The organism is Arhodomonas aquaeolei DSM 8974 (assembly GCF_000374645.1).
GTDB classification, from domain to species: Bacteria; Pseudomonadota; Gammaproteobacteria; order Nitrococcales; family Nitrococcaceae; genus Arhodomonas; species Arhodomonas aquaeolei.
The window spans coordinates 359,394-381,670 of the sequence record NZ_KB894800.1; the positions used below are offsets into that span (position 1 = coordinate 359,394).

18 protein-coding genes and 1 pseudogene are annotated in these 22,277 nt (G+C 70.2%); 6 read left to right on the top strand and 13 right to left on the bottom strand.

Annotation, left to right across the window (positions count from 1 at the left end):
* Positions 1-181: 181 nt before the first annotated feature.
* The gene (locus C516_RS21495; RefSeq protein ID WP_310504214.1) at positions 182-703 is read right to left on the bottom strand and encodes a CBS domain-containing protein; all 522 of its coding nucleotides are present in this window, start codon (positions 701-703) and stop codon (positions 182-184) included.
* Positions 701-1,939 (bottom strand): annotated as a pseudogene (icd, locus tag C516_RS0101540) (isocitrate dehydrogenase (NADP(+))); the annotation flags it as partial. The pseudogene icd and the gene C516_RS21495, both read right to left, overlap by 3 nt.
* 342 nt (positions 1,940-2,281) lie before the next feature.
* Here icd and C516_RS0101545 point away from each other — a divergent pair.
* The 5 genes from C516_RS0101545 to C516_RS0101565 all read left to right on the top strand — a co-directional run bounded on the left by C516_RS0101545 (position 2,282) and on the right by C516_RS0101565 (position 8,666).
* Positions 2,282-3,466, top strand: a complete 1,185-nt coding sequence (locus C516_RS0101545) for an acetyl-CoA C-acyltransferase family protein (protein ID WP_018716593.1) — start codon at positions 2,282-2,284, stop codon at positions 3,464-3,466.
* 101 nt (positions 3,467-3,567) lie between these two features.
* Positions 3,568-6,495, top strand: coding sequence for a bifunctional [glutamate--ammonia ligase]-adenylyl-L-tyrosine phosphorylase/[glutamate--ammonia-ligase] adenylyltransferase (glnE, locus tag C516_RS0101550; RefSeq protein ID WP_018716594.1), 2,928 nt, complete (start codon positions 3,568-3,570; stop codon positions 6,493-6,495).
* 21 nt (positions 6,496-6,516) lie between these two features.
* Positions 6,517-7,440: a branched-chain amino acid transaminase gene (locus C516_RS0101555; protein ID WP_018716595.1), complete on the top strand. Its 924-nt coding sequence runs from the start codon at positions 6,517-6,519 to the stop codon at positions 7,438-7,440.
* 22 nt (positions 7,441-7,462) lie between these two features.
* Positions 7,463-7,717, top strand: a complete 255-nt coding sequence (locus tag C516_RS0101560; RefSeq protein ID WP_018716596.1) for a zinc-finger domain-containing protein — start codon at positions 7,463-7,465, stop codon at positions 7,715-7,717.
* Positions 7,718-7,748: 31 nt separating this feature from the next.
* A complete protein-coding gene (locus C516_RS0101565; protein ID WP_018716597.1) occupies positions 7,749-8,666 on the top strand; it encodes a lysophospholipid acyltransferase family protein in 918 nt (305 codons plus the stop codon).
* Between the two features lie 19 nt (positions 8,667-8,685).
* Here the strand turns inward: C516_RS0101565 and C516_RS0101570 are convergent, their stop codons facing one another.
* The 5 genes from C516_RS0101570 to C516_RS20730 are packed head-to-tail and all read right to left on the bottom strand — an operon-like array spanning position 8,686 to position 14,554.
* A complete protein-coding gene (locus C516_RS0101570; protein ID WP_018716598.1) occupies positions 8,686-9,354 on the bottom strand; it encodes a sulfotransferase family 2 domain-containing protein in 669 nt (222 codons plus the stop codon).
* Entirely contained in the window at positions 9,354-10,475 is a 1,122-nt protein-coding gene (locus tag C516_RS0101575; protein ID WP_018716599.1) for a glycosyltransferase, read from the bottom strand. Before C516_RS0101575 ends, C516_RS0101570 begins: the two co-directional genes overlap by 1 nt.
* Positions 10,472-12,292, bottom strand: a complete 1,821-nt coding sequence (gene asnB, locus C516_RS0101580; RefSeq protein ID WP_018716600.1) for an asparagine synthase (glutamine-hydrolyzing) — start codon at positions 12,290-12,292, stop codon at positions 10,472-10,474. Before asnB ends, C516_RS0101575 begins: the two co-directional genes overlap by 4 nt.
* A 13-nt stretch (positions 12,293-12,305) precedes the next feature.
* A complete protein-coding gene (locus C516_RS21655; RefSeq protein WP_040409084.1) occupies positions 12,306-13,421 on the bottom strand; it encodes a glycosyltransferase in 1,116 nt (371 codons plus the stop codon).
* Positions 13,418-14,554, bottom strand: coding sequence for a glycosyltransferase (locus C516_RS20730; protein ID WP_084594026.1), 1,137 nt, complete (start codon positions 14,552-14,554; stop codon positions 13,418-13,420). The genes C516_RS21655 and C516_RS20730 overlap by 4 nt, the downstream gene beginning before the upstream one ends.
* A gap of 174 nt (positions 14,555-14,728) precedes the next feature.
* Between C516_RS20730 and C516_RS18195 the strand changes: the two genes are divergently transcribed.
* The gene (locus tag C516_RS18195) at positions 14,729-15,868 is read left to right on the top strand and encodes a glycosyltransferase (RefSeq protein ID WP_018716603.1); all 1,140 of its coding nucleotides are present in this window, start codon (positions 14,729-14,731) and stop codon (positions 15,866-15,868) included.
* Positions 15,869-15,874: 6 nt separating this feature from the next.
* On the opposite strand, the gene C516_RS0101600 is transcribed toward C516_RS18195, so the two are convergent.
* Genes C516_RS0101600 through C516_RS0101625 form a run of 6 tightly spaced genes read right to left on the bottom strand, consistent with a single transcriptional unit; the run spans position 15,875 to position 22,226 of the window.
* Entirely contained in the window at positions 15,875-16,864 is a 990-nt protein-coding gene (locus C516_RS0101600) for an FkbM family methyltransferase (protein ID WP_018716604.1), read from the bottom strand.
* A gap of 11 nt (positions 16,865-16,875) precedes the next feature.
* Positions 16,876-18,237: an O-antigen ligase family protein gene (locus C516_RS0101605; protein ID WP_156831089.1), complete on the bottom strand. Its 1,362-nt coding sequence runs from the start codon at positions 18,235-18,237 to the stop codon at positions 16,876-16,878.
* Positions 18,234-19,331 (bottom strand): glycosyltransferase, encoded by a 1,098-nt coding sequence (locus tag C516_RS0101610; protein WP_018716606.1) that lies wholly within the window; start codon positions 19,329-19,331, stop codon positions 18,234-18,236. The genes C516_RS0101605 and C516_RS0101610 overlap by 4 nt, the downstream gene beginning before the upstream one ends.
* Positions 19,328-20,359 (bottom strand): glycosyltransferase family 9 protein, encoded by a 1,032-nt coding sequence (locus tag C516_RS0101615; RefSeq protein WP_018716607.1) that lies wholly within the window; start codon positions 20,357-20,359, stop codon positions 19,328-19,330. The genes C516_RS0101610 and C516_RS0101615 overlap by 4 nt, the downstream gene beginning before the upstream one ends.
* Entirely contained in the window at positions 20,359-21,462 is a 1,104-nt protein-coding gene (locus tag C516_RS0101620; RefSeq protein ID WP_018716608.1) for a glycosyltransferase, read from the bottom strand. The genes C516_RS0101615 and C516_RS0101620 overlap by 1 nt, the downstream gene beginning before the upstream one ends.
* A complete protein-coding gene (locus tag C516_RS0101625; protein ID WP_018716609.1) occupies positions 21,459-22,226 on the bottom strand; it encodes a polysaccharide deacetylase family protein in 768 nt (255 codons plus the stop codon). The genes C516_RS0101620 and C516_RS0101625 overlap by 4 nt, the downstream gene beginning before the upstream one ends.
* Between the last annotated feature and the right edge of the window lie 51 nt (positions 22,227-22,277).

Below are 22,277 nucleotides of genomic sequence, written 5' to 3' on the forward strand. Positions count from 1 at the left end.
TACCCCGAACATGACTCCTGCCTCATCCCGGCGTCCCCGTCCGCACCGGCGCGGCACCAAATGCCCGCGCCCGTCCCGGGCGCAGATCCGCGTCGCCGCCGCCAGGCTCACGGGGCCGCACACAGAAACGCCCGGGCGCACGCAGCACCCGGGCGTTCGGTACCGCCAGGGGCGGTGGGACCTACTCCGGCAGACCGAACTGCTCGACGGCGGCGAAGATGTCCGTGTCGGAGATGATGCCCACCGGGCGCTCGTTCTCCACCACGACCACGCGGCGGATATTCTCCTTGCTCATCTTCTCCGCGCACTCCTGCAGGCCCATATCCCCGGGCACGGTGACCAGCGGCTTGGAGGCCACCTCGCTGACCCGGGCGTCCGACGGACGGCGGCCCGCGGAGATGATGCGCGAGAGGACGTCGCGCTGGGTCATGATGCCCCAGGCCCCGTCGTCCCCCGGCTCGCAGATCACCGAGCTGATGTGGCGCTCTCGCATCAGGTGCATGGCGTCCTCCACGGAGGTGGCCGCGGCCACGGAGACCGGCTCCGGGTTCATCATCTCGCGCACACTCTGCGGCGTACGCCCGGAGGCGATCATCTCCTCCAGCGGCGAGGCAACGCGGCGCAGCTCGCGGACCTTGCGGTCGTGCTCGATGGCCTCCTCGCGCTCCTGCTGGTACTTGGCGAGGTCGATGCGGCCCTGCATCTGCTCGATGATCGCGTCGGCGAACTGGCTGGTCTTGACCTCGGTCGCGCCCTCGATCTGGCGGGCGAAGTCATAGGTCACGATACCGGTGGTGACCACCTTCTGGTAGGCCGCGCGGATGAGGTCCGCCGCCTCGGTCCAGCCGAGGTAGTCGAGCATCATCACGCCCGAGAACAGCAGCGAGCCCGGGTTGACCTTGTCCTGGTTGGCGTACTTCGGGGCGGTGCCGTGGGTGGCCTCGAACACGGCCACGTGATCGGACATGTTCGCCCCCGGCGCGATACCCACGCCGCCGACCTCCGCGGCGATGGCGTCGGAGAGGTAGTCGCCGTTGAGGTTCATGGTGGCAAGCACGTCGAACTCGTTGGGCCGCAGCAGCATCAGCTGGAAGATGATGTCGGCGATGCGGTCCTTGATGACGATCTTGCCCTCGGGACGCTTGCCACCGTAGGTGGAGTAGAGCTCCTCCTCGGTGATGGTGACGTCGCCGAACTCCTCCTTGGCGACCTCGTAGCCCCACTGGCGGAAGGCGCCCTCCGTGAACTTCATGATGTTGCCCTTGTGGACAAGGGTCACGCTCTCACGGTTGTTGTCGACGGCGTACTGGATGGCCTTGCGCACCAGGCGCTTGGAACCGAAGGGGCTGATCGGCTTGACGCCGAGGCCGGCGTCGTCGAAGAAGGTCTCGCCCATCTCCTCCTTGAGGAACTTCGCGACCTTCCGGTTCTCCTCGCTGCCGGACTGGTACTCGATGCCGGCGTAGACGTCCTCGGTATTCTCGCGGAAGACGACCACGTCCACGTCCTCGGGCTTGCGCAGCGGCGAGGGCACGCCGTCATAGTGACGCACCGGGCGCACGCAGGCGTAGAGGTCGAGCTTCTGGCGCAGGGCCACGTTGAGCGAGCGGAAACCGCCCCCGACCGGCGTGGTCAGCGGGCCCTTGATGGAGACGATGAGGTCCTGAAGCGCGGTCTGGGTCTCCTCGGGAAAGTAGTCGCCGTCGTACAGGCCGGCGGCCTTCTCGCCCATGTAGAGCTCGGCCCAGTGGATCTTTCGCTTGCCGTTGTAGGCCTGCTCGACCGCGGCGTCCCAGATACGCATGCTCGCGCGGGTGATGTCCGGGCCGATGCCGTCCCCCTCGACGTAACCGAGAACCGGGTTGTCCGGCACGGAGATCTTGCCGTCGACGACCTTTATCTTTTCACCCGATTCCGGATACTGGATGTGCTGGGTCATGAATAACCTCCCTAGAGACATTGGGGCGGCGCCGGCTTCTGGCCTTTGCCCGGGGCATGCGCCCGCCCATCGTGGTCCGGTTGCATCGAAGGCGGCCCGACAGCCGATACCGCCGGGATTGTTCCCCCCGATCGGGGTCGGCCGGGCGCGCCCGGATTCCGCGCTCTCGAAGCGCGCCATTTTCGCCGACCAGCCCCCACCGTTCAAGAAATTGCTGATTTTGATGCGTAGAATCACGATGATGGGCGCTGGGGCGCTTTCACGGTTGGTGCGGTGCAGCGCCGCCCGTGAAAGCGCCCTGCCGGCCTCATCCCACACAGAACAGCTCAGGGAGTCCCCGTCATGCAGGACGTAGTCGTTGTCAGCGGTGTCCGCACCCCCGTCGGCAGTTACGGCGGTGCGCTCAAGGACGTCCCCCTCGGCGAGCTCGCCGCCTCGGTGGTGCGTGAGTCGGTCGCCCGTGCCGGCGTCTCGCCGGAGGCGGTGGGACATACGGTCTTCGGCAATGTCATCCACACCGAGCCGCGGGACATGTACCTCGCCCGGGTCGCCTCCGTGAACGGCGGCCTGCCCGTGACCACCCCGGCGCTCACCCTCAACCGCCTGTGCGGCAGCGGCCTGCAGGCCATCCTCACCGCCGCGGACTACATCCGCGCCGGCGACGCGGACTGCACCGTCGCCGGCGGCGGCGACGCCATGAGCCGCGCCCCCTACTGGCTGCCGAGCGGCCGCTGGGGCCAGCGCATGGGCGACGGGCAGATGCTCGACGCCATGGTTGGCGCGCTCACCGACCCGTTCGACAAGTGCCACATGGGTGTCACCGCGGAGAACGTCGCCGAGAAGTGGGGGATCTCCCGCGAGGACCAGGACGCGCTGGCCGCGGAGAGCCACCGCCGGGCGACCGCCGCCATCGACGCCGGCTACTTCCGCGAGCAGATCCTCCCGGTGGAGATCCGCGGGCGCAAGGGCACGGTCACCGTGGACACCGACGAGGGCCCGCGCCGCGACATCGACGCCGAGCGTATGGCCGCGATGAAGCCCGTGTTCAAGCGCGACGGCGGCACCGTCACCGCCGGCAACGCCTCGACGCTCAACGACGGCGCCGCCGCGGTGGTGCTCGCCTCCCGCGAGGCCGCCGAGCGCCAGGGCCTGAAACCGCGGGCGCGACTGGTCGCCGGCACCGTCGCCGCCGTGGACCCCCGGTACATGGGTATCGGCCCCGTCCCCGCCGTGCACCAGCTGCTCGAGCGCACTGGAGTGGCCGCCGACGACGTGGACACCTGGGAGATCAACGAGGCCTTCGCCGCGCAGGCCCTCGCGGTGGTGCGCGACCTCGAGCTGGACCCGGCGCGGGTGAACCCCAACGGGAGCGGTATCTCCCTCGGCCACCCCATCGGCGCCACCGGGGCCATCCTCACGGTCAAGGCCATCCATGAGCTCGAGCGCATCGGCGGGCGTTACGCCGTGGTCACCATGTGCATCGGCGGCGGCCAGGGCATCGCCGCGCTGTTCGAGCGCCTGGACTGACCGTCCCGGAGACACCGTCACGCCCCCGGGGCACGGGCCGGCACCCGGCCCGTGCCCCGGGGATGTGCCGAGGTGTGCACCACCTGTAGTAGGCTCCGCCCATGAGCATGGACAACGCCCCCAAGCCCCTGCGCGACGCCCTCGATGCCCTGCCCGACACCCTCCGGGACGGGGTCGCGGAGCAGCTGGAAACCCTGCTCGCCGAACGCGGCGCGCCGGACGACGCCCGGGTCCGGGCCACCCTGCCCCGGGTCTGGGCGACCAGCCCGTTCGTGGCCCGGGTCTGTCTGCAGCGCCCGGAGGCGCTCACCACGCTGACCGACCCGGCCCCGCTCACCGAGGCGCGCACCCTGGACGCCTACCGCGAACGCCTGGACCACGCCATCGCGGATGCCGACGGCACCGAGGCACTGCAGCGCGCCCTGCGCCGCTTCCGCGACGTGGAGATGGCGCGTATCGCCTGGCGGGACCTCGCCGGCATCGCACCCCTGGAGGAGACCCTCGGCGAGCTCTCCGGCCTCGCCGAGGCCTGCATCGACCGTACCCTCGCCCACCTCTACGAGCGTCGCTGCGCGCTCTGGGGCGTGCCGCGCAACGCCGACGGCGAGGCCCTGCGGATGAGCGTGATCGGCATGGGCAAGCTCGGCGGCGGCGAGCTCAACTTCTCCTCGGATATCGACCTGATCTTCGCCTTCCCCGAAGCGGGCGAGACCGACGGCCGGCGCCCGCGGGCGAACGAGGAGTTCTTCAACCGCCTCGGCCAGGAGCTGATCGCCGCGCTGGACCGGCAGACACCGGACGGCCAGGCCTTCCGGGTGGACATGCGCCTGCGCCCCTTCGGCAGCTCCGGCCCGCTGGCAAGCAGCTTCAACGCCCTCGAGCTCTACTACCAGAACCAGGGCCGGGAGTGGGAACGCTACGCCATGATCAAGGCGCGGATCGTCGGCGGTGACTACGAGCGCGGGGCGACCCTGCTCGCGGCCCTGAGGCCGTTCGTCTATCGCCGCTACCTCGACTACGGCGCCTTCGAGAACCTGCGCGAGATGAAGGCCCTGGTCGACCGCGAGGTCCGGCGCCGGGGCATGGCGGACAACATCAAGCTCGGCCGCGGCGGCATCCGCGAGATCGAGTTCATCGTCCAGGCCTTCCAGCTCATCCGCGGCGGCCAGGAGCCGGCCCTGCAGGGGCGCTCGCTGCTGGAGATGCTCTCGCGACTCGCCGAGCACGACCAGATCCCCGCGCACACCCGCGACGAGCTCGCCGAGGGCTATGCCTTCCTGCGCCGCAGCGAGAACCGGCTGCAGGCGATGTACGACAGCCAGACCCACCAGCTTCCGGACGATCCCCTGGACGGCGCCCGGCTCGCCCTCGCCATGGGCTACCCGGATTACGACACCTTCACCGCCGCGCTGGAGGGCTGGCGCGCCCGGGTGCAGGCCCACTTCGACCAGGTCTTCGTCGCCCCCCAGGAGGCCGGCGAGGCCGATGCCGGGGCCACCGACTTCGGCGACGTCTGGAACGCCACCCTCGACGACGACGAGACCGACGAGTTCCTCCACGACGCCGGCTTCGCCCACCCCTCGCGCGGCCGCGAGCGCATCGCCGCCCTGCGCGAGGGCCACACCGCACGCTCGCTCTCGGCCCGCGGCCGGGGCCGGCTCGACCGGCTCATGCCCATGCTGCTGCAGGCCGTCTCCGGCCAGCCCGGCCCGGACGCCACCCTGGAGCGGGTGCTCTCGCTGCTGGAGACGGTGGCCCGGCGCACCGTCTACCTGGCGCTGCTCAGCGAGAACCCGATGGCGCTGTCCCAGCTCGTGCAGCTATGCAGCGCCAGCCCCTGGATCGCGCGGCTGCTCGCACGCCACCCGGTGCTCCTCGACGAGCTCCTCGACCCGCGCACGCTGTACACGCCGCTGCGCCGCGAGGCCCTGGCCGGGGAGCTCGCCGCACGCATGGCCCGGGTCGACGACGACGACCTCGAGCGCCAGATGGAGGAGCTGCGCCACTTCCGCCAGGCCAACGTCCTGCGCGTGGCCGCCGCGGACCTCGCCGAGGCGATCCCGATCATGGTGGTCAGCGACTACCTCACCGACATCGCCGAGGTGGTGGTCGAGGAGGTCCTGCGCGTCGCCTGGTACCACGTCAGCCGCCGTTTCGGTGAGCCCACCGGCTTGGTGGACGGCGAGCACGTGCGCCAGGGCTTCGCGGTGCTCGCCTACGGCAAGCTCGGCGGCATCGAGCTCGGCTACGGCTCGGACCTGGACCTGGTGTTCGTCAACGACGCCCGCGGCGAGGCGCTGCACACCGACGGCGAGAAGAGCGTGGAGAACGCGGTATTCTTCGCCCGCCTCGCCCAGCGCATCATTCACATCCTGGCCACCACCACCCCCGGCGGCATCCTCTACGAGGTGGACACGCGGCTGCGCCCCAGTGGCAAGTCGGGGCTGCTCGCCACCAGCCTCGACGCCTTCGCCACCTACCAGCGCGACAACGCCTGGACCTGGGAGCACCAGGCCCTGGTGCGCGCCCGGGTGGTCGCCGGAGACACTGACCTCGGCAAGCGCATCGAGGCGCTGCGCCGCGAGATCCTCTGCCGCCCCCGCGACCCCGGGGCGCTGCGCGGGGAGGTCGCCGCCATGCGCGAGCGCATGCGCCGTGCCAAGGCCTCCGGCGACGAGGAGACCTTCGACCTCAAGAACGACCGGGGCGGTATCGCGGATATCGAATTTATGGTCCAATATGGGGTCCTTGCCGGAGCCCATGACAACCCCGGCCTGCTGCGATTCACGGACAATATCCGCCTGCTCGGCGAGCTCTCCCGCGACGACGGTCTCGTCGGCGAGGACGACGCGGAGACCCTCGCCGAGGCCTACCGGGTATTCCGCGCGGAGATCCATCGGCTGACGCTACAGGAGCTGCCCGCACGGGTTCCCGCCGAGCGCTTCCGGGCGCAGCGCGAGGCGGTCACGGCGCTGTGGTCGCGGATCATGGGCGCGGCGCATACCCCGGAACCGGGCGAGACCACATAGAGCGTGTAAGGAGTGCCGCGCATGAGCATGGCGGACCGGGACGGCGTGATCTGGATCGACGGCGAGTTCGTGCCCTGGCGCGACGCCAGGGTCCACGTCCTCACCCACACGCTCCACTACGGCTTCGGCGTCTTCGAGGGTGTCCGCGCCTACAACACGGTCCACGGCCCGGCGATCTTCCGGCTGTTCGAGCACACCCGGCGTTTCATGGACTCCGCCAAGATCCTCGGCCTGCCGATGCCCTTCGACGCGGACACCATCAACCGGGCCTGCATCGAGACGGTGCGCGAGAACGGCCTGGAGAGCGCCTACCTCCGGCCGATGGCGTTCCTGGGCTCCGAGGGCATGGGCCTGCGCGCCGACGGGCTGTCCACGCACGTGATGGTCGCCGCCTGGCACTGGGGCGCCTATCTCGGCGCCGAGGCCATCGAGCGCGGCATCCGCATCAAGACCTCGTCGTTCTCGCGCCACCACGTCAACGTGGCCATGTGCCGCGCCAAGGCGAACGGCAACTACATCAACTCGATGATGGCGCTGCAGGAGGCGGTGGCCGCCGGCTACGACGAGGCGCTGCTGCTCGACGTGGACGGCTTCGTCGCCGAGGGCTCCGGGGAGAACTTCTTCATGGTGCGCGACGGGGTGATCCACACCCCGGAGCTCACCTCCGCGCTCGCCGGCGTCACCCGCGACGCGGTCATGCAGCTCGCCGACGAGGCGGGCTACGAGGTACGCGAGCGGCGGATCACCCGCGACGAGGTCTACGTCTGCGACGAGGCGTTCTTCACCGGGACCGCCGCCGAGGTCACCCCCATCCGCGAGCTCGACGGCCGGATGCTCGGCGAGGGCCGCCGCGGGCCGGTGACCGCGGACCTGCAGAAACGCTTCTTCGACCAGGTGGAGGGCCGCCGGGACGCCCACCCCGAATGGCTGACCCCGGTCGCCTGAACATCGCTCGGGAGGATACGACGTGCCTGATCCCCAGACTCACGACCGCCAGGACCTGATCCAGCCGAACGCCGCGCACCGCTACGAGGTGACGGTGGACGACCTGCCGGTGTCCTGCCCCATGCCCGGGATGTACCTGTGGAACTCCCACCCCAGGGTCTTCATCCCGCTGCACAAGACCGGCGAGGGCAAGTGCCCCTACTGCGGCGCCGAGTACGTGGTGAAGGACTTCGACCCGGACGACCCGCGCATCCTCGAGCAGCACCGGCGGGAGTGAACCCGCCGGTCACCGCCCCCGCCCTTCCATCATGCTGCGCGCCCGCCTCGTAGACGGCCTGCTCCGGCTGACCGCCCGGCTGCCCCTGCGCCTGCTCCACGGCGCCGGCCGGGCCGTGGGCACGCTCGCGGACGGCTTCCCCAACGACGTCCGGCGCATCGTGCGCGTGAACGTGGAGCTGTGCTTCCCCGCGCTGTCCCCGGCGGCGAAGCGCACGCTCGCCCGCCGCGCGCTGCAGTCCTCGGCGTGCAACCTGCTCGAGCTGGGGGCGATCTGGCACCGGCCGGTGACGGAGACCCTGGCGCTGATCCGGGAGGTGGACGGCGAGGCGGTATTCACCGAGGCCCTGGCCGAGGGCCGCGGCGTGCTCATCATCGCGCCCCACCTCGGTGCCTGGGAGCTACTCCAGGCGTGGGTCGCGCAGCGCACCCCGCTCCACGCCCTCTACCGCCCGCCACGCCAGGCGTGGCTGGAATCGCTGCTGGTGGCGGCGCGCTCGCGTACCGGTGCGCGCTTCCACCCCGCCCGGGCCGGCGGCGTGCGCGCCCTGCTGCGGGCGCTGCGCGACGGCGAGAGCGTCGGCATCCTGCCGGACCAGCAGCCCCCCGGCGAGGGCGTGCACGTGCCCTTCTTCGGCCAGCCGGCCAAGACCATGACCCTGTTCGGCCGCATCGCCGAGCGCAGCGGCGCCCCGGTGGTGATCGGCTGGGCCGAGCGCCTGCCCGCCGGCCGGGGCTTCCGCGTGCACTGGCGCCGTGCCGACCCGGCGGTGGCCGCCCCGGACCCGGCCACCGCCGCGACCGCCCTCAACCACACCATCGAGGCGGCGGTCCGCGAGCAGCCGGAGCAGTACCTGTGGAGCTACCGCCGCTTCTCCCGCCAGCCCGAGGGCGTGCGCAACCCGTACAAGCGCTTCGCCGACCGCGGCCGCTGGCTGGTGGAGCGCTGACCCGGCGGGACGCGCCGGGTCAGTCCCCGTCGCCGAAGCGGTAGCCGAAGCGCTCGATGTCCTCGGCGTAGTGCCGGGCCACCAGCGCCCGGGTCTCCGGCGTGTAGTAATCCTGATAGGTCCCGCGGTCACCCGCGCGGCGGCGGTGCGGCAGCGCCGGCGCCTCGATGCCGATGCGCTCGCACACGTGGGCGAAGTCCTCGGAGAGACGCTCGTAGCGGGCGACGAAATCCACGATCTGCCGGCCGTGGAAATCGCACACGTACTCCCACTGGCGCTCCTGGGAGATGTCCAGCAGGTAATCGTAGGCCCGTTCCGGGTCGAGCTTGGCACGGATGAACGTCTCGAAGGTATCCAGGTGCGCGGTGCGCTGCGGGTGCTCGCGCCTGAGGTGGTGGAACGAGCTCACCTGCAGATCCCAGGGATTGCGCACCACGGCGAACTTGAACAGCCCCTCGTAGAGCTCGCGGGGCAGCATCTCGTAGGCGGCGATCGCCTTGGCATGGCGCGGGAACTTGATGCCCAGCGCGTGCTTCGGCCGGGTCATCTGGCTGATCAGGCTCGCCGCAGCGAGCACCGGCGTGTACGGCCAGCCCCAGCGGTACGGACGCAGGGCCGTGCGGATGCTCGTGCCGCCGGTCTTGGCGATGTGCACGAACAGGAATCGGTGACGGTAGGAAATCAGCATCAGGGGGTTCCGGCTCGTTCGTCCAGGCCCAGCGCCCGCAGGTAGCCCGCCGCGCTGGCCTCCAGTGTATACCCCGCCGCCGCGCCCCGGAGCGTCTCCGGCGGCAGGGGGGCGTCCAGGACCGCCGCCATGGCCGCCGCCATGGCGATGTCGTCGCCCACCGCCACCAGCGGCCCGAAGCGCCCGTCCGCGAGCAGCTCCCGGGGTCCGCTGGGGCAGTCCGTGGCCACCACCGGCGTGCCCAGCGCCACCGCCTCGGTGAGCACGTTGGGCGAGCCCTCCCAGGCCGAGGACAGCACGAACAGCGAGGCCCGCGCCATCCAGGCGTAGGGGTTGGCCACGTGCCCCGGCAGGGCCAGATCGTCGGCGACGCCGAGCTCGGCCGCCTGCGCCTCCAGCGCCCCGCGCTGGCCGCCGTCGCCGAGGATCACCAGCCGCGCCGGGCGCCCGGCGCGCAGCCGCGCGAACGCGCGCAGCAGCGTGGGGAAGTCCTTCTGCCGGGTCAGCCGCCCGGCACCGAGGATCACCGGCGGGCCGGGCTCGCGCAGCCACGGATGGTCCGGCTCGGCGCGCGCCTGCTCGGCGAGATCCGGTGAAACCACCGGGTTGCGTACCACGCACACGCGCCCGGCGGCGAGCCCGGCGATACGCCGGGTGTCCTCGGCCACGCCCTCGGAGACCGCGACCACCCGGTCCACGCGATGGTAGAGCACCCGCATGGGCGCATAGCGCAGCCACCGTCCCAGCCGACTCCGTCCCGCAAGCGCGGCGGAGAGGTTGGTGCCGAGGCGCCCGGCGAGGTGCACCGGCACCCGGGCCAGCGCACGGGCGACGATGGCGGTGCGGATGGCGCGGTCCTTGGCGGCGAGCAGCGCCACCGGGCGCTCCCGGCGCAGGTAGCGCGCGAGCGCCAGCACCGCCATCTGGCTGTGGCGGTGGCCGGTGTCCACCAGCCGCACCCCCGCCGGCAGCGGACCGGGCAGCCGGTCGGCGCGCACCGCCACCAGGTCCACCGCGTAGCCCCGGTCCACCAGCCCGGCGAGCAGGCGCACGACCATGCGCTCCACCCCGCCCTTGCCGGAGAAGGCCAGGAACACGGCGATCCGCGGCGCGCCGCTCATGCCGGGTCCTCCAGCAGCCGGAAGGGATCCGCGTCGCTGCCCGGGTCGGCGCCGTCACCCTCCAGCACGATACGGTGCCAGAGCGCGAACTGGACGATGGCGAAGGCCGGCGCGCTGAGCCGGCCCCGGGCAGCATCCCGGCGCAGCAGCCAGGCCACGCCCTCCGGGCGGAACCACTCGCGCACCGCCGGATGGGCCGGCAGCACGCGCTCCAGCCAGGCAAGGTGGTCACCGAACCAGCCGCGCACGGGCACGTGGAAGCCGCGCTTGGGGGCATACAGGAGCTCCCGCGGCACCAGGCGCTCGGCCCAGCGCTTGAGAAAGTGCTTGCCCTGGCCGTCCGCGACCTTGAGCCGGTCGGGCAGCGACAGCCCGAAGGCAACGATGCGGTGGTCGACGAACGGCAGCCGGCCCTCGACACCGCTGGCCATGAGCATGCGGTCCGCCTTGACCAGGAGGTTGTCCGGCAGCGCGGTGGTGAGGTCCACGTACTGCATCCGCTGCAGATCCGACCAGCCCCGCGGCGTCGATGCCCAGGCCTCGACGAACGGCTCCCGGGTGTGGCGCATGGCCCCGGCGAGGGCGTCGCCGGCCAGCCGCCGGCGCGTGCGCCCGCGCAGCAGGCCGCCGGTGCGGAAGCCGCCGCTGCCCGGCGCGGCCACGGCCTTGAGCCGCCGCTCCAGCGGGTTGACCCGGTAACGCCCGTAGCCGGCGAAGGCCTCGTCGCCGCCCTCGCCGGAGAACACGACCTTGAGGTCGCGCTGCGCCTGCTCGGCGAGATAGAGGGTCGGGAGGCTGGCGAAATCGCGCATCAGCTCATCCGCCGCCCAGATCGTGCGCGGCAGGCGCGCCAGCAGTGCGGCGCCGTCCGGCGCGAAGGGGTGATGCCGGCTCGCGTTGCGCCGGGCCACCTGCGCCGCCAGGGGCAGCTCGTCGACCATGTCCGGGGCCTCGAAGCCGACGGAATAGGTGTGCAGCGGCTCGTCGCGCAGGCGCGAGAGCGCCCCGAGCAGGGTGGCGGAATCCACCCCGCCGGAGAGGAACAGGCCGAAGGGCACGTCCGAGCGCTGGTGCTGGCGCATCACCCGGTCGAAGAGCTCGTCGAAGGCGGTGCTGGCCGACTCGAAGTCCGTCTCCCACGGCTCCACGGCGCTGGCGTCCCAGTAGCGGCGCCGGCCGCGGACCCGGCCGTCGACCACCTCCATCACCTCCCCCGGCAGGACCCGCTCGACCCCCTCCAGGATGGTCTCGCGCCCGGCGGCGTACTGGTGCTGGAGATAGCGCGCGAGCCCCACCGCGCGCACCGACGGGCGTGCCGGCAGCAGCGGCAGCAACGCCTTGATCTCGGAGGCGAAGCGCACGCCGTCGGCACCGGCGGCGACGAACAGCGGCTTCTGCCCGAGGTGGTCCCGGGCGAGCAGCAGCCGCCGGCGGGGGACGTCGTAGAGGGCGAAGGCGAACATCCCGCTCACGTGCTCGAGGAAGTCGTCGCCGTAGACGCGGTAGGCGTGCAGCAGGACCTCGCAGTCCGAGTGCGTGCGGAACGCGCAGCCGGCGCGCTCGAGCTCGGCGCGCAGCTCCACGTGGTTGTAGATCTCGCCGTTGGCGATCAGCACCAGAGCGCCGTCGGCGGTGACCAGGGGCTGGTGACCGCCGGCGAGATCGATGATGGACAGCCGCGTGTGCCCGAGCGCGACGTTGCCCTCGCGCCAGACGCCGCGGTCGTCGGGGCCGCGGTGGCCGAGCCTCGCCACGGCGGCGGTGATGCGCTCCTCCGGCACCGGGGCGTCGAGACTGACACCGGCTATACCGCACATTGATCGCCTCTCGCTAGTGGCTCTTCCACCGCGGCAATCCGAAAACGTCCAGGTAGGCATCCGTAGCCGCACTGACGGAGTACCTGCGGACCGCCGTGCGGAGGGAGTCACTGTCCGGTGGGCTCCGGAGTGTCGCAGCCAGTCCCTTGGCCATTTGCTCCGCATGGTCGACCGGCACTAGTGGACCATATCTGCCGCCGTCCAGGATCTCGGCCGGACCGCTCGGGCAGTCGGTCGCCACTACCGGCGTCCCCATCGACATCGCCTCGATCAACACAAACCCGAGCCCTTCCCACCGGGACGTGAAGGCCAAAACGTCGGCATGGGCCATGAAGGCATAAGGATTGGAAACGAACCCCGCGAAATCCACATGTCCGCTGATTCCGAGCTGGGAAGCCATGGCCACAAGCTCCTCCCGCTGTCGTCCTGCTCCAAGTATTACGAGCCGGGCGTCGACGCGCTCGCGCAGAAGCGCGAACGCCTGAAGCAGCATATCGAAGCCCTTTCGCCTACCGAGCTCGCCGACAGCCAGAATCACCGGCTTGCACCGCGCGCCAAACCATGGGTGATCAGGTCGAGGCTGGGGAGCCGCGAATAAGGAATCTGGCACAACCGGGCTGGGGACTACCGTGATGCGCTCGCGCCCGAGTCCCGTGTAAGCCGCCATGTCCTCAGCGACACCGCGGGAGGTGACAATCACGCTGTCCGCCAATGGGTATAAGCGCCCCATTGAGTTCCGCTGCAACCAACACTCGAATCGCCCGCGGTGACGCAGGTCGATCGATATTGTCGTACCGGAGCTCAACACAAGACGCGAGGCTACTCCAGATAACTTTCGCGCAAGCAAGGCCGTCCGATTCACCCTGTCCTTGTCCGAGAGGATAACCTTGGGCTGCAGCTCCCTGAGCCACCTGACCAATGCAGGCAGCGCTGTGTACACGTGTCTCGCCCCCAAATCGATGGCCATGAACCGCTCATGGGAAAAGTCGAGACTGGGTCCATGCTCACGAACCTTGAGAAGAGCGACGCTATAGCCTCTCCGAACTAACTCCGGCACGAGATGCCGTACCGCAACGTCAACCCCGCTGTGGCCGGATGTTGCAAAGAAAAGGCAGATATCAACGGTCATGAGGTTACCGGTTCCAGACCGAGCGCCTTCAGGTAAGCTCCGGCGCTTGATTCCGCCTTATAGGGCTCGGCCGCCAAACGCGTACATTCCGGCGATAACGGGCTCTCAAGCGCCTGATGGATGGCCGCAGCAAGGGCGGAGACATCGTTGACGGGAACCAAATGTCCCAGACGCCCGCCTTGGAGTATTTCCCTCGGGCCGCTGAAACAGTCCGATGCAACGAGCGGCACCCCCAATGCGGCGGCTTCCACCAAGGCATTGGGCGACCCTTCCCAACGCGAACTCATGACGAACACCGACGCATGCGCCATGAACGCATAGGGATTGGGTTGCCACCCGGGCAAATCCACATCGCCAGCCACGCCGAGACGTCTCGCAAGCGCCAATAACCGTTCCCTCTGGCGCCCCTCACCAAGGATAATGAGTCTGACATGACATCGCGCCCGTACTTCCGCAAATGCCCGTAACAACACACCGAAGTTTTTCTGCCGACGCAGCCCACCGATTGAGAGGACAACCGGAACCGCATCATCACGCAACCATCGATGCGGAACGGGTTCCTTTGACTCATCGTAAAGCGAGTCAACAACAGTCGGATTGGGTAGAGTCCAGATCCTCTCACGTGGCACACCGAGCCCTCTCACCAAGTCATCGGCTATACCCGATGACACCGCAATGAAACCATCAGCACGCCGATATAGCCGCGCCATCTGCATGCAGGTGTACCAGACCCTGATCGGATTCTTGGTTCGTTGCCGCAGTCGGTGAACCAGGGGATTCCCAACCCTGAAGAGGACGCGGGTGTCGACACCCGCAGCGTCCCGGGCGTCAACGGCGAGCCGGTCGTCACGCAGCTTGGCGCTGATGAGCACGGCCGGGCGTTCTTGCTCCAGAAAACGGCGCACCGCCGCCACCGGGGAGCCGGTCTCCAGCTCGCTCAGCGCAACAGCGTCATCGCAGCGGTCGAGGAAAGGGTGGTCACGATCAGCCACCAGCAGATGAACCGTAACGCCCCGCGCCGCAAGCGCATTCGCAGTATGCACCAGCATGCGCTCGACACCGCCATCGCCCTGGTCGGTGATCAGGATCGCTAGACGGTTGTCATGGACCTCTTGTGCGGGGGTGACTGCCATCGGAAGCGGGCGATACCTGTAATTGATCAGAGCCGGTAAGGAGCATCAAGTGCGAAAAGCTCCACAAGAGACGGCTGAAACGATGGGATACTATCACGTACGCCACAGCTATAGCGCAGGAACGCTGATAGACTCGCGCACCAGTAGGCACACAACACCGAGGCGCCCGCTGTCTTGAACCAGCCGATCGACATCGCCCTATTCGGCATGATTAGCCGACACCCCGGACGCAACCAGGGGGGCGTGTCCGTCAGCGTTCAACGCCTCGCCAACGCCCTGGATGCACAAGGCCTTGAGATCCTCGTCGTCACCGCGGAGACCTCCTGCCGCCCAGAGTGGCGTGCGGGACTCAACCCCGGGGTCCAGTTGGCCGCCTGCCAACGCCTGTCACGCTGGCGGCTGACCCTGCGACTCACCGCTATCCTGCGCCGCCATCGGCCGCGCGCATTGATCGCGTTTGATCAGCGCGCGGGACTGATCGCCGCCGCGGCCGGGCGCTTTCCCGGCATTCACAGCCCGCTGTTCTGGTCGCCGCGAATCGCCATTGGCCCCCAGGTCGCAGGAGGCGGCAGATCGGCCCGTCGCGTACTGGCCGGCATCCGGCGCATCCATGCCCGTGCACGGGGCATCATCGCAATCAGTCAAGGCATGGCCGCGGATCTGGGCGCGCTTACCGGCATACCGGCGTCATCCATCACCACGATATATAATCCGATCGTGGACGGAGCGCTCGAACAAAAGGCGAAGGAGCCCGCCCCGGGCCGGTTCGACCTGCCCGAAGACACCCCTCTTCTCGTCGCGAGCGGTCGGATGACGCCGCAGAAGGACTACCCCACGCTGCTACGCGCCGTGGCCAGGGCGAATCGCCGTACGCCCCTGTCCCTGCTGATCCTCGGCGAGGGCCCGGAACGGCCGGCCCTGGAGGCCCTGAGCCGGGAGCTCGGCCTGGGGGACAGAGTCGCCATGCCCGGCTATCTGTCCAACCCGTTTCCGGTCATGCGACAGGCGGACACCTTCGTGCTGAGCTCCCGATACGAAGGATTCGGCAACGTCCTCGCCGAGGCCCTGGCACTGGGTCTGCCGGTGGCCGCCACCGACTGCCCGTTCGGGCCGCGCGAGATCCTCGCCGACGGCCGCTACGGCGCGCTGGTACCCGTGGGGGATAGCGAGGCACTGGCAGAGGCGATCGCCACCACCCTGGAGCACCCGCCGACCCCCGAACACCAGCATGCGGGGGCGGCACGCTTCGAGACCGGGCGAATCGCACGGCAGTACCGCGACACGGTCCTCGGCCCCCCGGGGGATCCCGCCTGAACCCGCTCAGCGCCCACGTATGGCGAGCCGAAGCGCACGCCATGCGGCGCTGAGCTCACGCCGGCGAAAGGCGCCCGCCTGTTCCCGGGAAACCCGTGACAGGACCGCTTCCGGGTCGATGCCGAGCCGTTCCCGAAGGCCGGCGGCGACGGCCGGGATCGACCATACGGCCGCGGCGTAGTCCACGAGGCCGTAGGCCAGCGCGATCACCCCCGCGGACGCCCCCATGTGGACGACGTCCCCTGCCCTGCCGGGCAGCACGTCCGGATCCATCAGGTACAGGACATCGCCGTGAATGAGCTCCCCGCGGGAGAACGGCCGCTCGCCGCCGGCGAGCTGGCCCGGACGACGCTCGCTGTCGCGGCGCCAGGCGTGCAGCTCGGGGAAACCAACGGGGCGCAGGCCCCGTGACTGCAGGGACTCGTCGATACCGGAGAACAGGGGCTGGCCACGATATATGGGGCGGAAACTCACCTCGGTGCGTACTGCCACCAGCTCCTCGGCCAACAGCGAGGACGCGCCGTCGAAGACCGCCTGCTCCCACCCCTGGACATCGATCTTCATGTACCGGGGGTGGTCCACCGCCTCGTCGCGGACGACGTCATCGAGGGCCTGCGTCACGAGGTCCACGGTCCGCTCGGTCTCGTAGCGGTGCCCCCGGGAGAACGACTCGGCCAGTGGCCTGTCCGCCGGCAGCAGCGACGAGCATCCCGGGGCGTGGGTCACGTACAGCACACCGGCCTCGTCCCGGCGCCCGAGCGGGGTGGAGCGCACGCGCAGCGATCGCCACCCCCGGGACTCGCCCGGGGGGAAGTCCGTTGCCCGGGCATCCGCATCGAAACCCATGACATCGACGCAGACGCCAATCCCGGTCAGATCGGGACAGACCGAGCCGCGGCAACCCACGTCGATGGCGGAAAACGCCGACTTATCGCCCATGCGCCCTGCCAGTTCGCGGAGATGGTCACCGACGACGACGGGTTTAATCAGTTCCATAATGTTCTACTCTATTGCCTGCCGGCGGCCGATAACTGATCGCCGCCCCTGCCCGGACGGGACAGATGGAGCGCAACCGCGACCCCGCAGAACAGCGCAATCATGAACGGATTACGATAGCCCTCTATCACGTGATCGGCCATCGACTGCCATGTCATCGCGACGAGACTCACGAATACGCCTCCGGCGACACCGGTGACGTCATCACACAGGGCCCTGAATAGGGTAACCACGCAGAAAACGAATAGTGCGAGAAAAAGACCCAGCCCGATGATGCCGTGCTCGACCATGATGGTGATCGCGGTGTTATGGAAATGGCGAAACCCTCGAGTCGCGACCGCCTCGAACCGGGAATGCGCGAGCAGCTCAGGGGCGCTCGCGAATCCATGTCCGAGAACGGGCTGCTGCCACCATATGGAAAGCCCCTCATAGGCCATCTTGGCGCGGAGGCCGACAGAGCCATTGCCCAGTGCCTCCCAGTTCCCCTGCACCAGCATGTCAAGCGCGTGCTGACCTTTCTCCCAGCGGCCGGCGATGATGTCACCGGCCCCCCAGGCAATCGCCAGGCAGAGTGCGACCAGGACCAGACCGCCGGCCACCGCGGCCCGCAACCAGTAGCGCCGGGGGACCCTTGGGCCGACACCGAGAACGGCCGCCAGCGGCAGCGCGACGGGAACGATCAGCCACACGGAGCGGGTCTTGGCCAGCACGACACTGACAAGGGCGAGCACGAACACGGAAACCAGATAAGCCAGTGCCGCGTTACGCCGCAGCGGCGAGCGCATGCGGCACGCCCCGCGGATGAGTGTCAGCGCGAAAATCGCCACAACCAGGGACCAGAATCCGAAATCCACCGCCGAATCGCCGAACCTGAATCGCCCGTGCCCGTAAAGGGCGCCGGTAAAATCCCCGGGCTGCCATTTCTCGGCCACCCGGACCAGAAGCCCCGCCGGCAGCAGCATGAAGACCGTAAACTGCCACTCCGGCTTGCGGTACAGCCAGTAGCCGGCCGCCAGGGCAGCCAGATAACCGACGGCGATATAACTCTTGAATGCCTCGAACTGGGCCGCCATCGGCACCGCAGGGCGAAGCGGCCCCAGGGCGAGCTGCAGGACGAGGAACCCCAGATACACGAGTGTCAGCCACACGAACGGCGAGCGTGTCAGCCCCACCCGCGCCCGCGGCGCATCGACGACGAAGGCGACCAGCAGCAACACCAGCGCGACGTTGCCCATCGCCACCCCCATCAGCGCGCCACTGCCAAGCAGTAGCAGCGCGAGAATGGCGCCCACGGATACAACCCTGTCCCAGCCTGTCATTACGTAATGCGTGTCAGAACGAACGTTCGCTTTCCCCGGTAGCGACTCGGTCACGGACGACGCGTCTCCTCGACAATGCGTTGGTAAATCGACCGGTTTCCGGCCACCATGCGTTCCACGGAGAACCGGTCGACGACAAAATCGCGTGCCCGTCCCCCCATCTCCTGCCGTTCCCGCGTACTCGAAAGCAGGCCGTTGAGGCGGTCGGCCAGGATACCCGGCTCCCCTGGCGATATCAGCCAACCGCTTTCCCCGTCCATCACCGCCTCCTTGATCCCGCCCGCCGCAGACGCCACAACCGGCACGCCGCAGGCCGCCGCCTGGAGCAGGGTCACGCCGAGGCCCTCCATGTAGGCCGGGTGCGCGAGGACATCGAGGCAGGGAAAGATGTGCGCCATGTCCGTGCGGAAGCCGGCGAACACGAACCGGTCCGCCAGGCCCTGCCCGTGGACCAGCGAGCGGATCGCCGCCTCCCCCGGGCCACGGCCGAACAGCAGGAAGCGGGTGCGCGGATGCGCCGCCAGCACGGCCGGCGCCGCCGCCACGAGCACGCGGTGCCCCTTGCGCGGGATGAACTGCGCGGCCATGCCCACGACGGCCTCGTCGTCGGCCAGGCCGAACTCCCGCCGGAACCACGCACGGTCGCCGCCGGGACGATACGTCTGTGTGTCCACGGCGCTGGGCACGCAGGTGACGCGCTCCGGGGCCAGCCCCTCGGCGAGCAGGACCTCGCGTATGCCCTCGGAGATGGTGATCACGTGGGCGTAGAGGCGGTATTTCAGCGCCACCCACCAGCGCCGTTCCGGGTTGTCCACCCGGCGGCTGAGCACCGCCGGTACGCCGGCGAGGCGGGCGGCGATGCCGCCGATGACGTCGGCGCCGCGGCGGCTGTGGAGGTGGACGAGGTCCGCGTTCTCCTCGCGCAGCACGCGGTAGAGACGGGCACCGAAGGCGACGTCCAGGTCGCCACGCACGGGCATCGCAACCACGCGGTCGGCGACGCCCTGCGCCGCCTCGGCGATCTCGCTGCCCGCGGGGCAGACCAGCACGTGCCGGCCCGGCGAGGCCGCAAGCCCGCGCAGCAGCATCAGCACCTGCAGCGCCCCCCCGTAGAGGTGCATGCCGGTCTCGACGTGGACCACTGTCATGCCGCGGCCATCAGCTCGCGGGCGACGTCGAACACGTCGCCGGGGCGGTGCAGGCGCATGCAGCTGAATTCGCCGCCGCACAGCGGACGCCGGCGGCAGGGCGAGCACCACAGCGGCTCGTAGAGCACGCGGGTGCGTGGGCTCTCGGTCTCCAGGTAGGGACGGGTGGAGCCGAACAGCGCCACGGTGGGCACGGTCAGGGCGGTGCCCATGTGGGTGAGGCCGGTATCCACGCCCACCAGGGCCTCGGCACCGGCGATGGCCGCGGCGCTGGCGCGCAGCGACAGCCCGCCGGCGACGCTGATCGCCGGGCTGTCGGCGACCAGCGCCTCCGCCACCGCGCGGTCCTCCGGGCCGCCGAGCACCACCGGAGTCGCGCCGGTCTCAGCCGCAAAACGCCCCGCGAGGTCCCGCCAGCGCTCGTCGAACCAGTGTTTCTGGGGACGGGTGGTGAACGGCGCGAACGCGACGTAGCGCCCGTTCACCCCGGCCGCGGCGATGGCCGAGCGGGCGGCGGCGTGGTCGTCGTCGCCGAGTGCCAGGTCCATGGGGAAACGGGTGGTGTCCGCGCCGAGGTGGGCGGCCAGGGCGCGGTACTCGCTGGCGATGCGGCGGTCGTCCCGCGGCGGCGCGAGCACCTCGGTCATCAGCCGCTCGCTGCCCTCCCGCGAGCCCAGGCCGATACGCTCGCCGGCGCCGGTGAAGCGGGCCCAGACGCCGCTCTTCAGCAGCCCCTGGGTGTCGAGCACCAGGTCGAAGCCCTCGCCCCGCAGCCGCGCGGCGAAGGCCCGCACGGACCGTGCCAGGGCCAGGTAGCGGCGCTCGGCGCGCAGCCGCCGCCACTCCCCGCGGGGCCAGACGATCACCTCGTCGAGGCGGGGGTTGGCCTGCAGCAGGCTCGCGCCGGCGGGCTCGGCGAGCCAGGCGATGTGGGCATCCGGCCAGCGCGAGCGCAGCGCGGGGATGAGCCCGGAGGCCATGACGATGTCGCCCAGCGCGGACAGCCGGATGACGAGTATGCGCCGCATCAGCCCCACCCCCCGGTGGCGCGGTGCAGGGTGTCATAGAGGCGGACGTAGGCCTCGACGACCGCGGCCTCGCCATGGGCCCGGGTCAGCTCGGCGTGACCCGCCGCCACCATCGCCGCACGCCCATCCGCGTCCAGTGCCAGCGCCCGCTCCAGGGCCTCCGCCAGCGCCGGCGGGTCCTCACGGGGGACCAGCAGCGCGTTGTCGCCGTCCCGGGCGATCTCGGTGGCCCCCGGCGTGCGCGTGCTCACCACCGGCAGGCCGTGGTTCCAGCCCTCCAGGATGACGTTGCCGAGGGTCTCGTGGCGCGACGGGCAGACCAGCACGTCCGCCAGCCCGAACCAGGGCTCCGGGTCGTCCAGCCAGCCCGGCCAGTGCACCCGCCCCGCGACCCCCAGCTCGCCGGCCAGGGCGTGCAGCTCGCCGGCCAGCGGACCGTCGCCGACGATGACCAGTCGCAGCGGCCGGCCGTCGCGGTCCTCCCCGGGCATACGCGCGAAGGCGCGCAGGAGATCGTCCATGCCCTTGATGCCGATGAACCGCCCCAGGGCGAACAGCACCCGGGCCGAGGGCGGCAGGCCGGCCTCCTCGCGCAGGGCGGCCAGCTCCGCGTCGGTGACCGTCCGTGGCGGCGGCACGAAGTTGCCGATGTGGAAGACCCGTTCCCGCGGCAGGCCCTCACCGACCAGGTAGTCGCACACGCCCCGGGTGTTCCCGACCCAGGCGTCGCAGTGGCGGTAGTAGCCGTCGAGCTTGTAGTAACCGCCGAGGCGGGCGATGTGCGCGGCACCGCTGCGCCGGGGGACACGGGTCAGCCGCGTCGCCCGGCCCATGTAGCTCTGCACCGCCATGGGGCGTTCGCGCCGCACCAGCGCACGCAGGCGCAGCACGGTGGCGAGGTCCCACTTGTTGGCGAACGGCAGGTGATACTGGCGCACCGGGAGCTCCGCCGGCGTGGCGGCGAGCGCCTCCGCCACCGGGCTGCCGGGGCGGTTGACGGCCACGGTCTCGTGGCCGGCGGCGGCGAGCGCCTGGATCAGGCGCACGTAGAAACGGTCCGCGCCTCCGAACTGGCGGCTTCCGAGGACATGGAGACTCTTCATGCCGCGCGCGCCGCGCCCCCGCGGTCCTTGCGCGCGTGCTTGGCGTGCAGCTTCCAGAGGTAGCCGATCAGGTTGTCGCCGTAGGAGATCGCCTTGCGCGGGATCTCCAGCGGGTTGTCGGCGGTGTTGGCCGCGCCGCGGATACAGGTCAGGCCGCTGGCATAGCCGGCCTCCGCCACCAGCTCCCGGCTGCGGGCGTCGTAATCGCCGTAGGGATAGCAGAAGTGGCGTACCTCCGCCCCGAGGATGTCCTCCAGGCGTGCCTTGCTGTCGACGATCTCACGGCGCTGGTCGGCCTCCTCCAGCCGGGAGAGCCGCGGGTGGCTGAGGGTGTGCGAGCCGAAGGTCACGCCCTCGGCGTGGAGCGCGCGCACCGTGTCGGCGCCCATCAGTGCGGCCCGGGTCTGGCCGTCGCCCAGCCACTCGGCGCGTCCGCCGACCCGCTCGGCCACCAGGAAGACCGTCGCCGGGAAGCCGTGGCGCCGCAGGATGGGCCAGGCGTGCTCGCGGAAGTTCTCGTAGCCGTCGTCGAAGGTCAGCACCACCGCGCGCGGCGGCAGCGGCGTGTCACCGAACAGGCCGTCGAGCAGGCGGTCCAGGCCGATGACGTGATAGCCGAAACGCCGCAGCCAGGCCATCTGCGCACCGAAGCGTCGTACGTGGCAGTAGCCGGCACGATGCGACGCGGGCGGGGCGAACGGCCCCACCTGGTGGTACATCAGCACGGAGACCGGCGGCGCGGCGGAGGGGATCGATCGGCTCATGACTCGTCAGCGGCGAAGCGACCACGGCAACGCAGTGTAGCAAATCGCCCC

What these genes read in the sequence shown, in the direction of transcription:
- C516_RS21495 (WP_310504214.1), bottom strand. Translation starts at nt 703, where the DNA reads ATGCAGGGCCGCATCGACCTCGCCAAGTACCAGCAGGAGCGCGAGGAG.
- C516_RS0101545 (WP_018716593.1), top strand. Translation starts at nt 2,282, where the DNA reads ATGCAGGACGTAGTCGTTGTCAGCGGTGTCCGCACCCCCGTCGGCAGT.
- glnE (WP_018716594.1), top strand. Translation starts at nt 3,568, where the DNA reads ATGAGCATGGACAACGCCCCCAAGCCCCTGCGCGACGCCCTCGATGCC.
- C516_RS0101555 (WP_018716595.1), top strand. Translation starts at nt 6,517, where the DNA reads ATGAGCATGGCGGACCGGGACGGCGTGATCTGGATCGACGGCGAGTTC.
- C516_RS0101565 (WP_018716597.1), top strand. Translation starts at nt 7,749, where the DNA reads ATGCTGCGCGCCCGCCTCGTAGACGGCCTGCTCCGGCTGACCGCCCGG.
- C516_RS0101570 (WP_018716598.1), bottom strand. Translation starts at nt 9,354, where the DNA reads ATGCTGATTTCCTACCGTCACCGATTCCTGTTCGTGCACATCGCCAAG.
- C516_RS0101575 (WP_018716599.1), bottom strand. Translation starts at nt 10,475, where the DNA reads ATGAGCGGCGCGCCGCGGATCGCCGTGTTCCTGGCCTTCTCCGGCAAG.
- asnB (WP_018716600.1), bottom strand. Translation starts at nt 12,292, where the DNA reads ATGTGCGGTATAGCCGGTGTCAGTCTCGACGCCCCGGTGCCGGAGGAG.
- C516_RS21655 (WP_040409084.1), bottom strand. Translation starts at nt 13,421, where the DNA reads ATGACCGTTGATATCTGCCTTTTCTTTGCAACATCCGGCCACAGCGGG.
- C516_RS20730 (WP_084594026.1), bottom strand. Translation starts at nt 14,554, where the DNA reads ATGGCAGTCACCCCCGCACAAGAGGTCCATGACAACCGTCTAGCGATC.
- C516_RS0101600 (WP_018716604.1), bottom strand. Translation starts at nt 16,864, where the DNA reads ATGGAACTGATTAAACCCGTCGTCGTCGGTGACCATCTCCGCGAACTG.
- C516_RS0101610 (WP_018716606.1), bottom strand. Translation starts at nt 19,331, where the DNA reads ATGACAGTGGTCCACGTCGAGACCGGCATGCACCTCTACGGGGGGGCG.
- C516_RS0101615 (WP_018716607.1), bottom strand. Translation starts at nt 20,359, where the DNA reads ATGCGGCGCATACTCGTCATCCGGCTGTCCGCGCTGGGCGACATCGTC.
- C516_RS0101620 (WP_018716608.1), bottom strand. Translation starts at nt 21,462, where the DNA reads ATGAAGAGTCTCCATGTCCTCGGAAGCCGCCAGTTCGGAGGCGCGGAC.
- C516_RS0101625 (WP_018716609.1), bottom strand. Translation starts at nt 22,226, where the DNA reads ATGAGCCGATCGATCCCCTCCGCCGCGCCGCCGGTCTCCGTGCTGATG.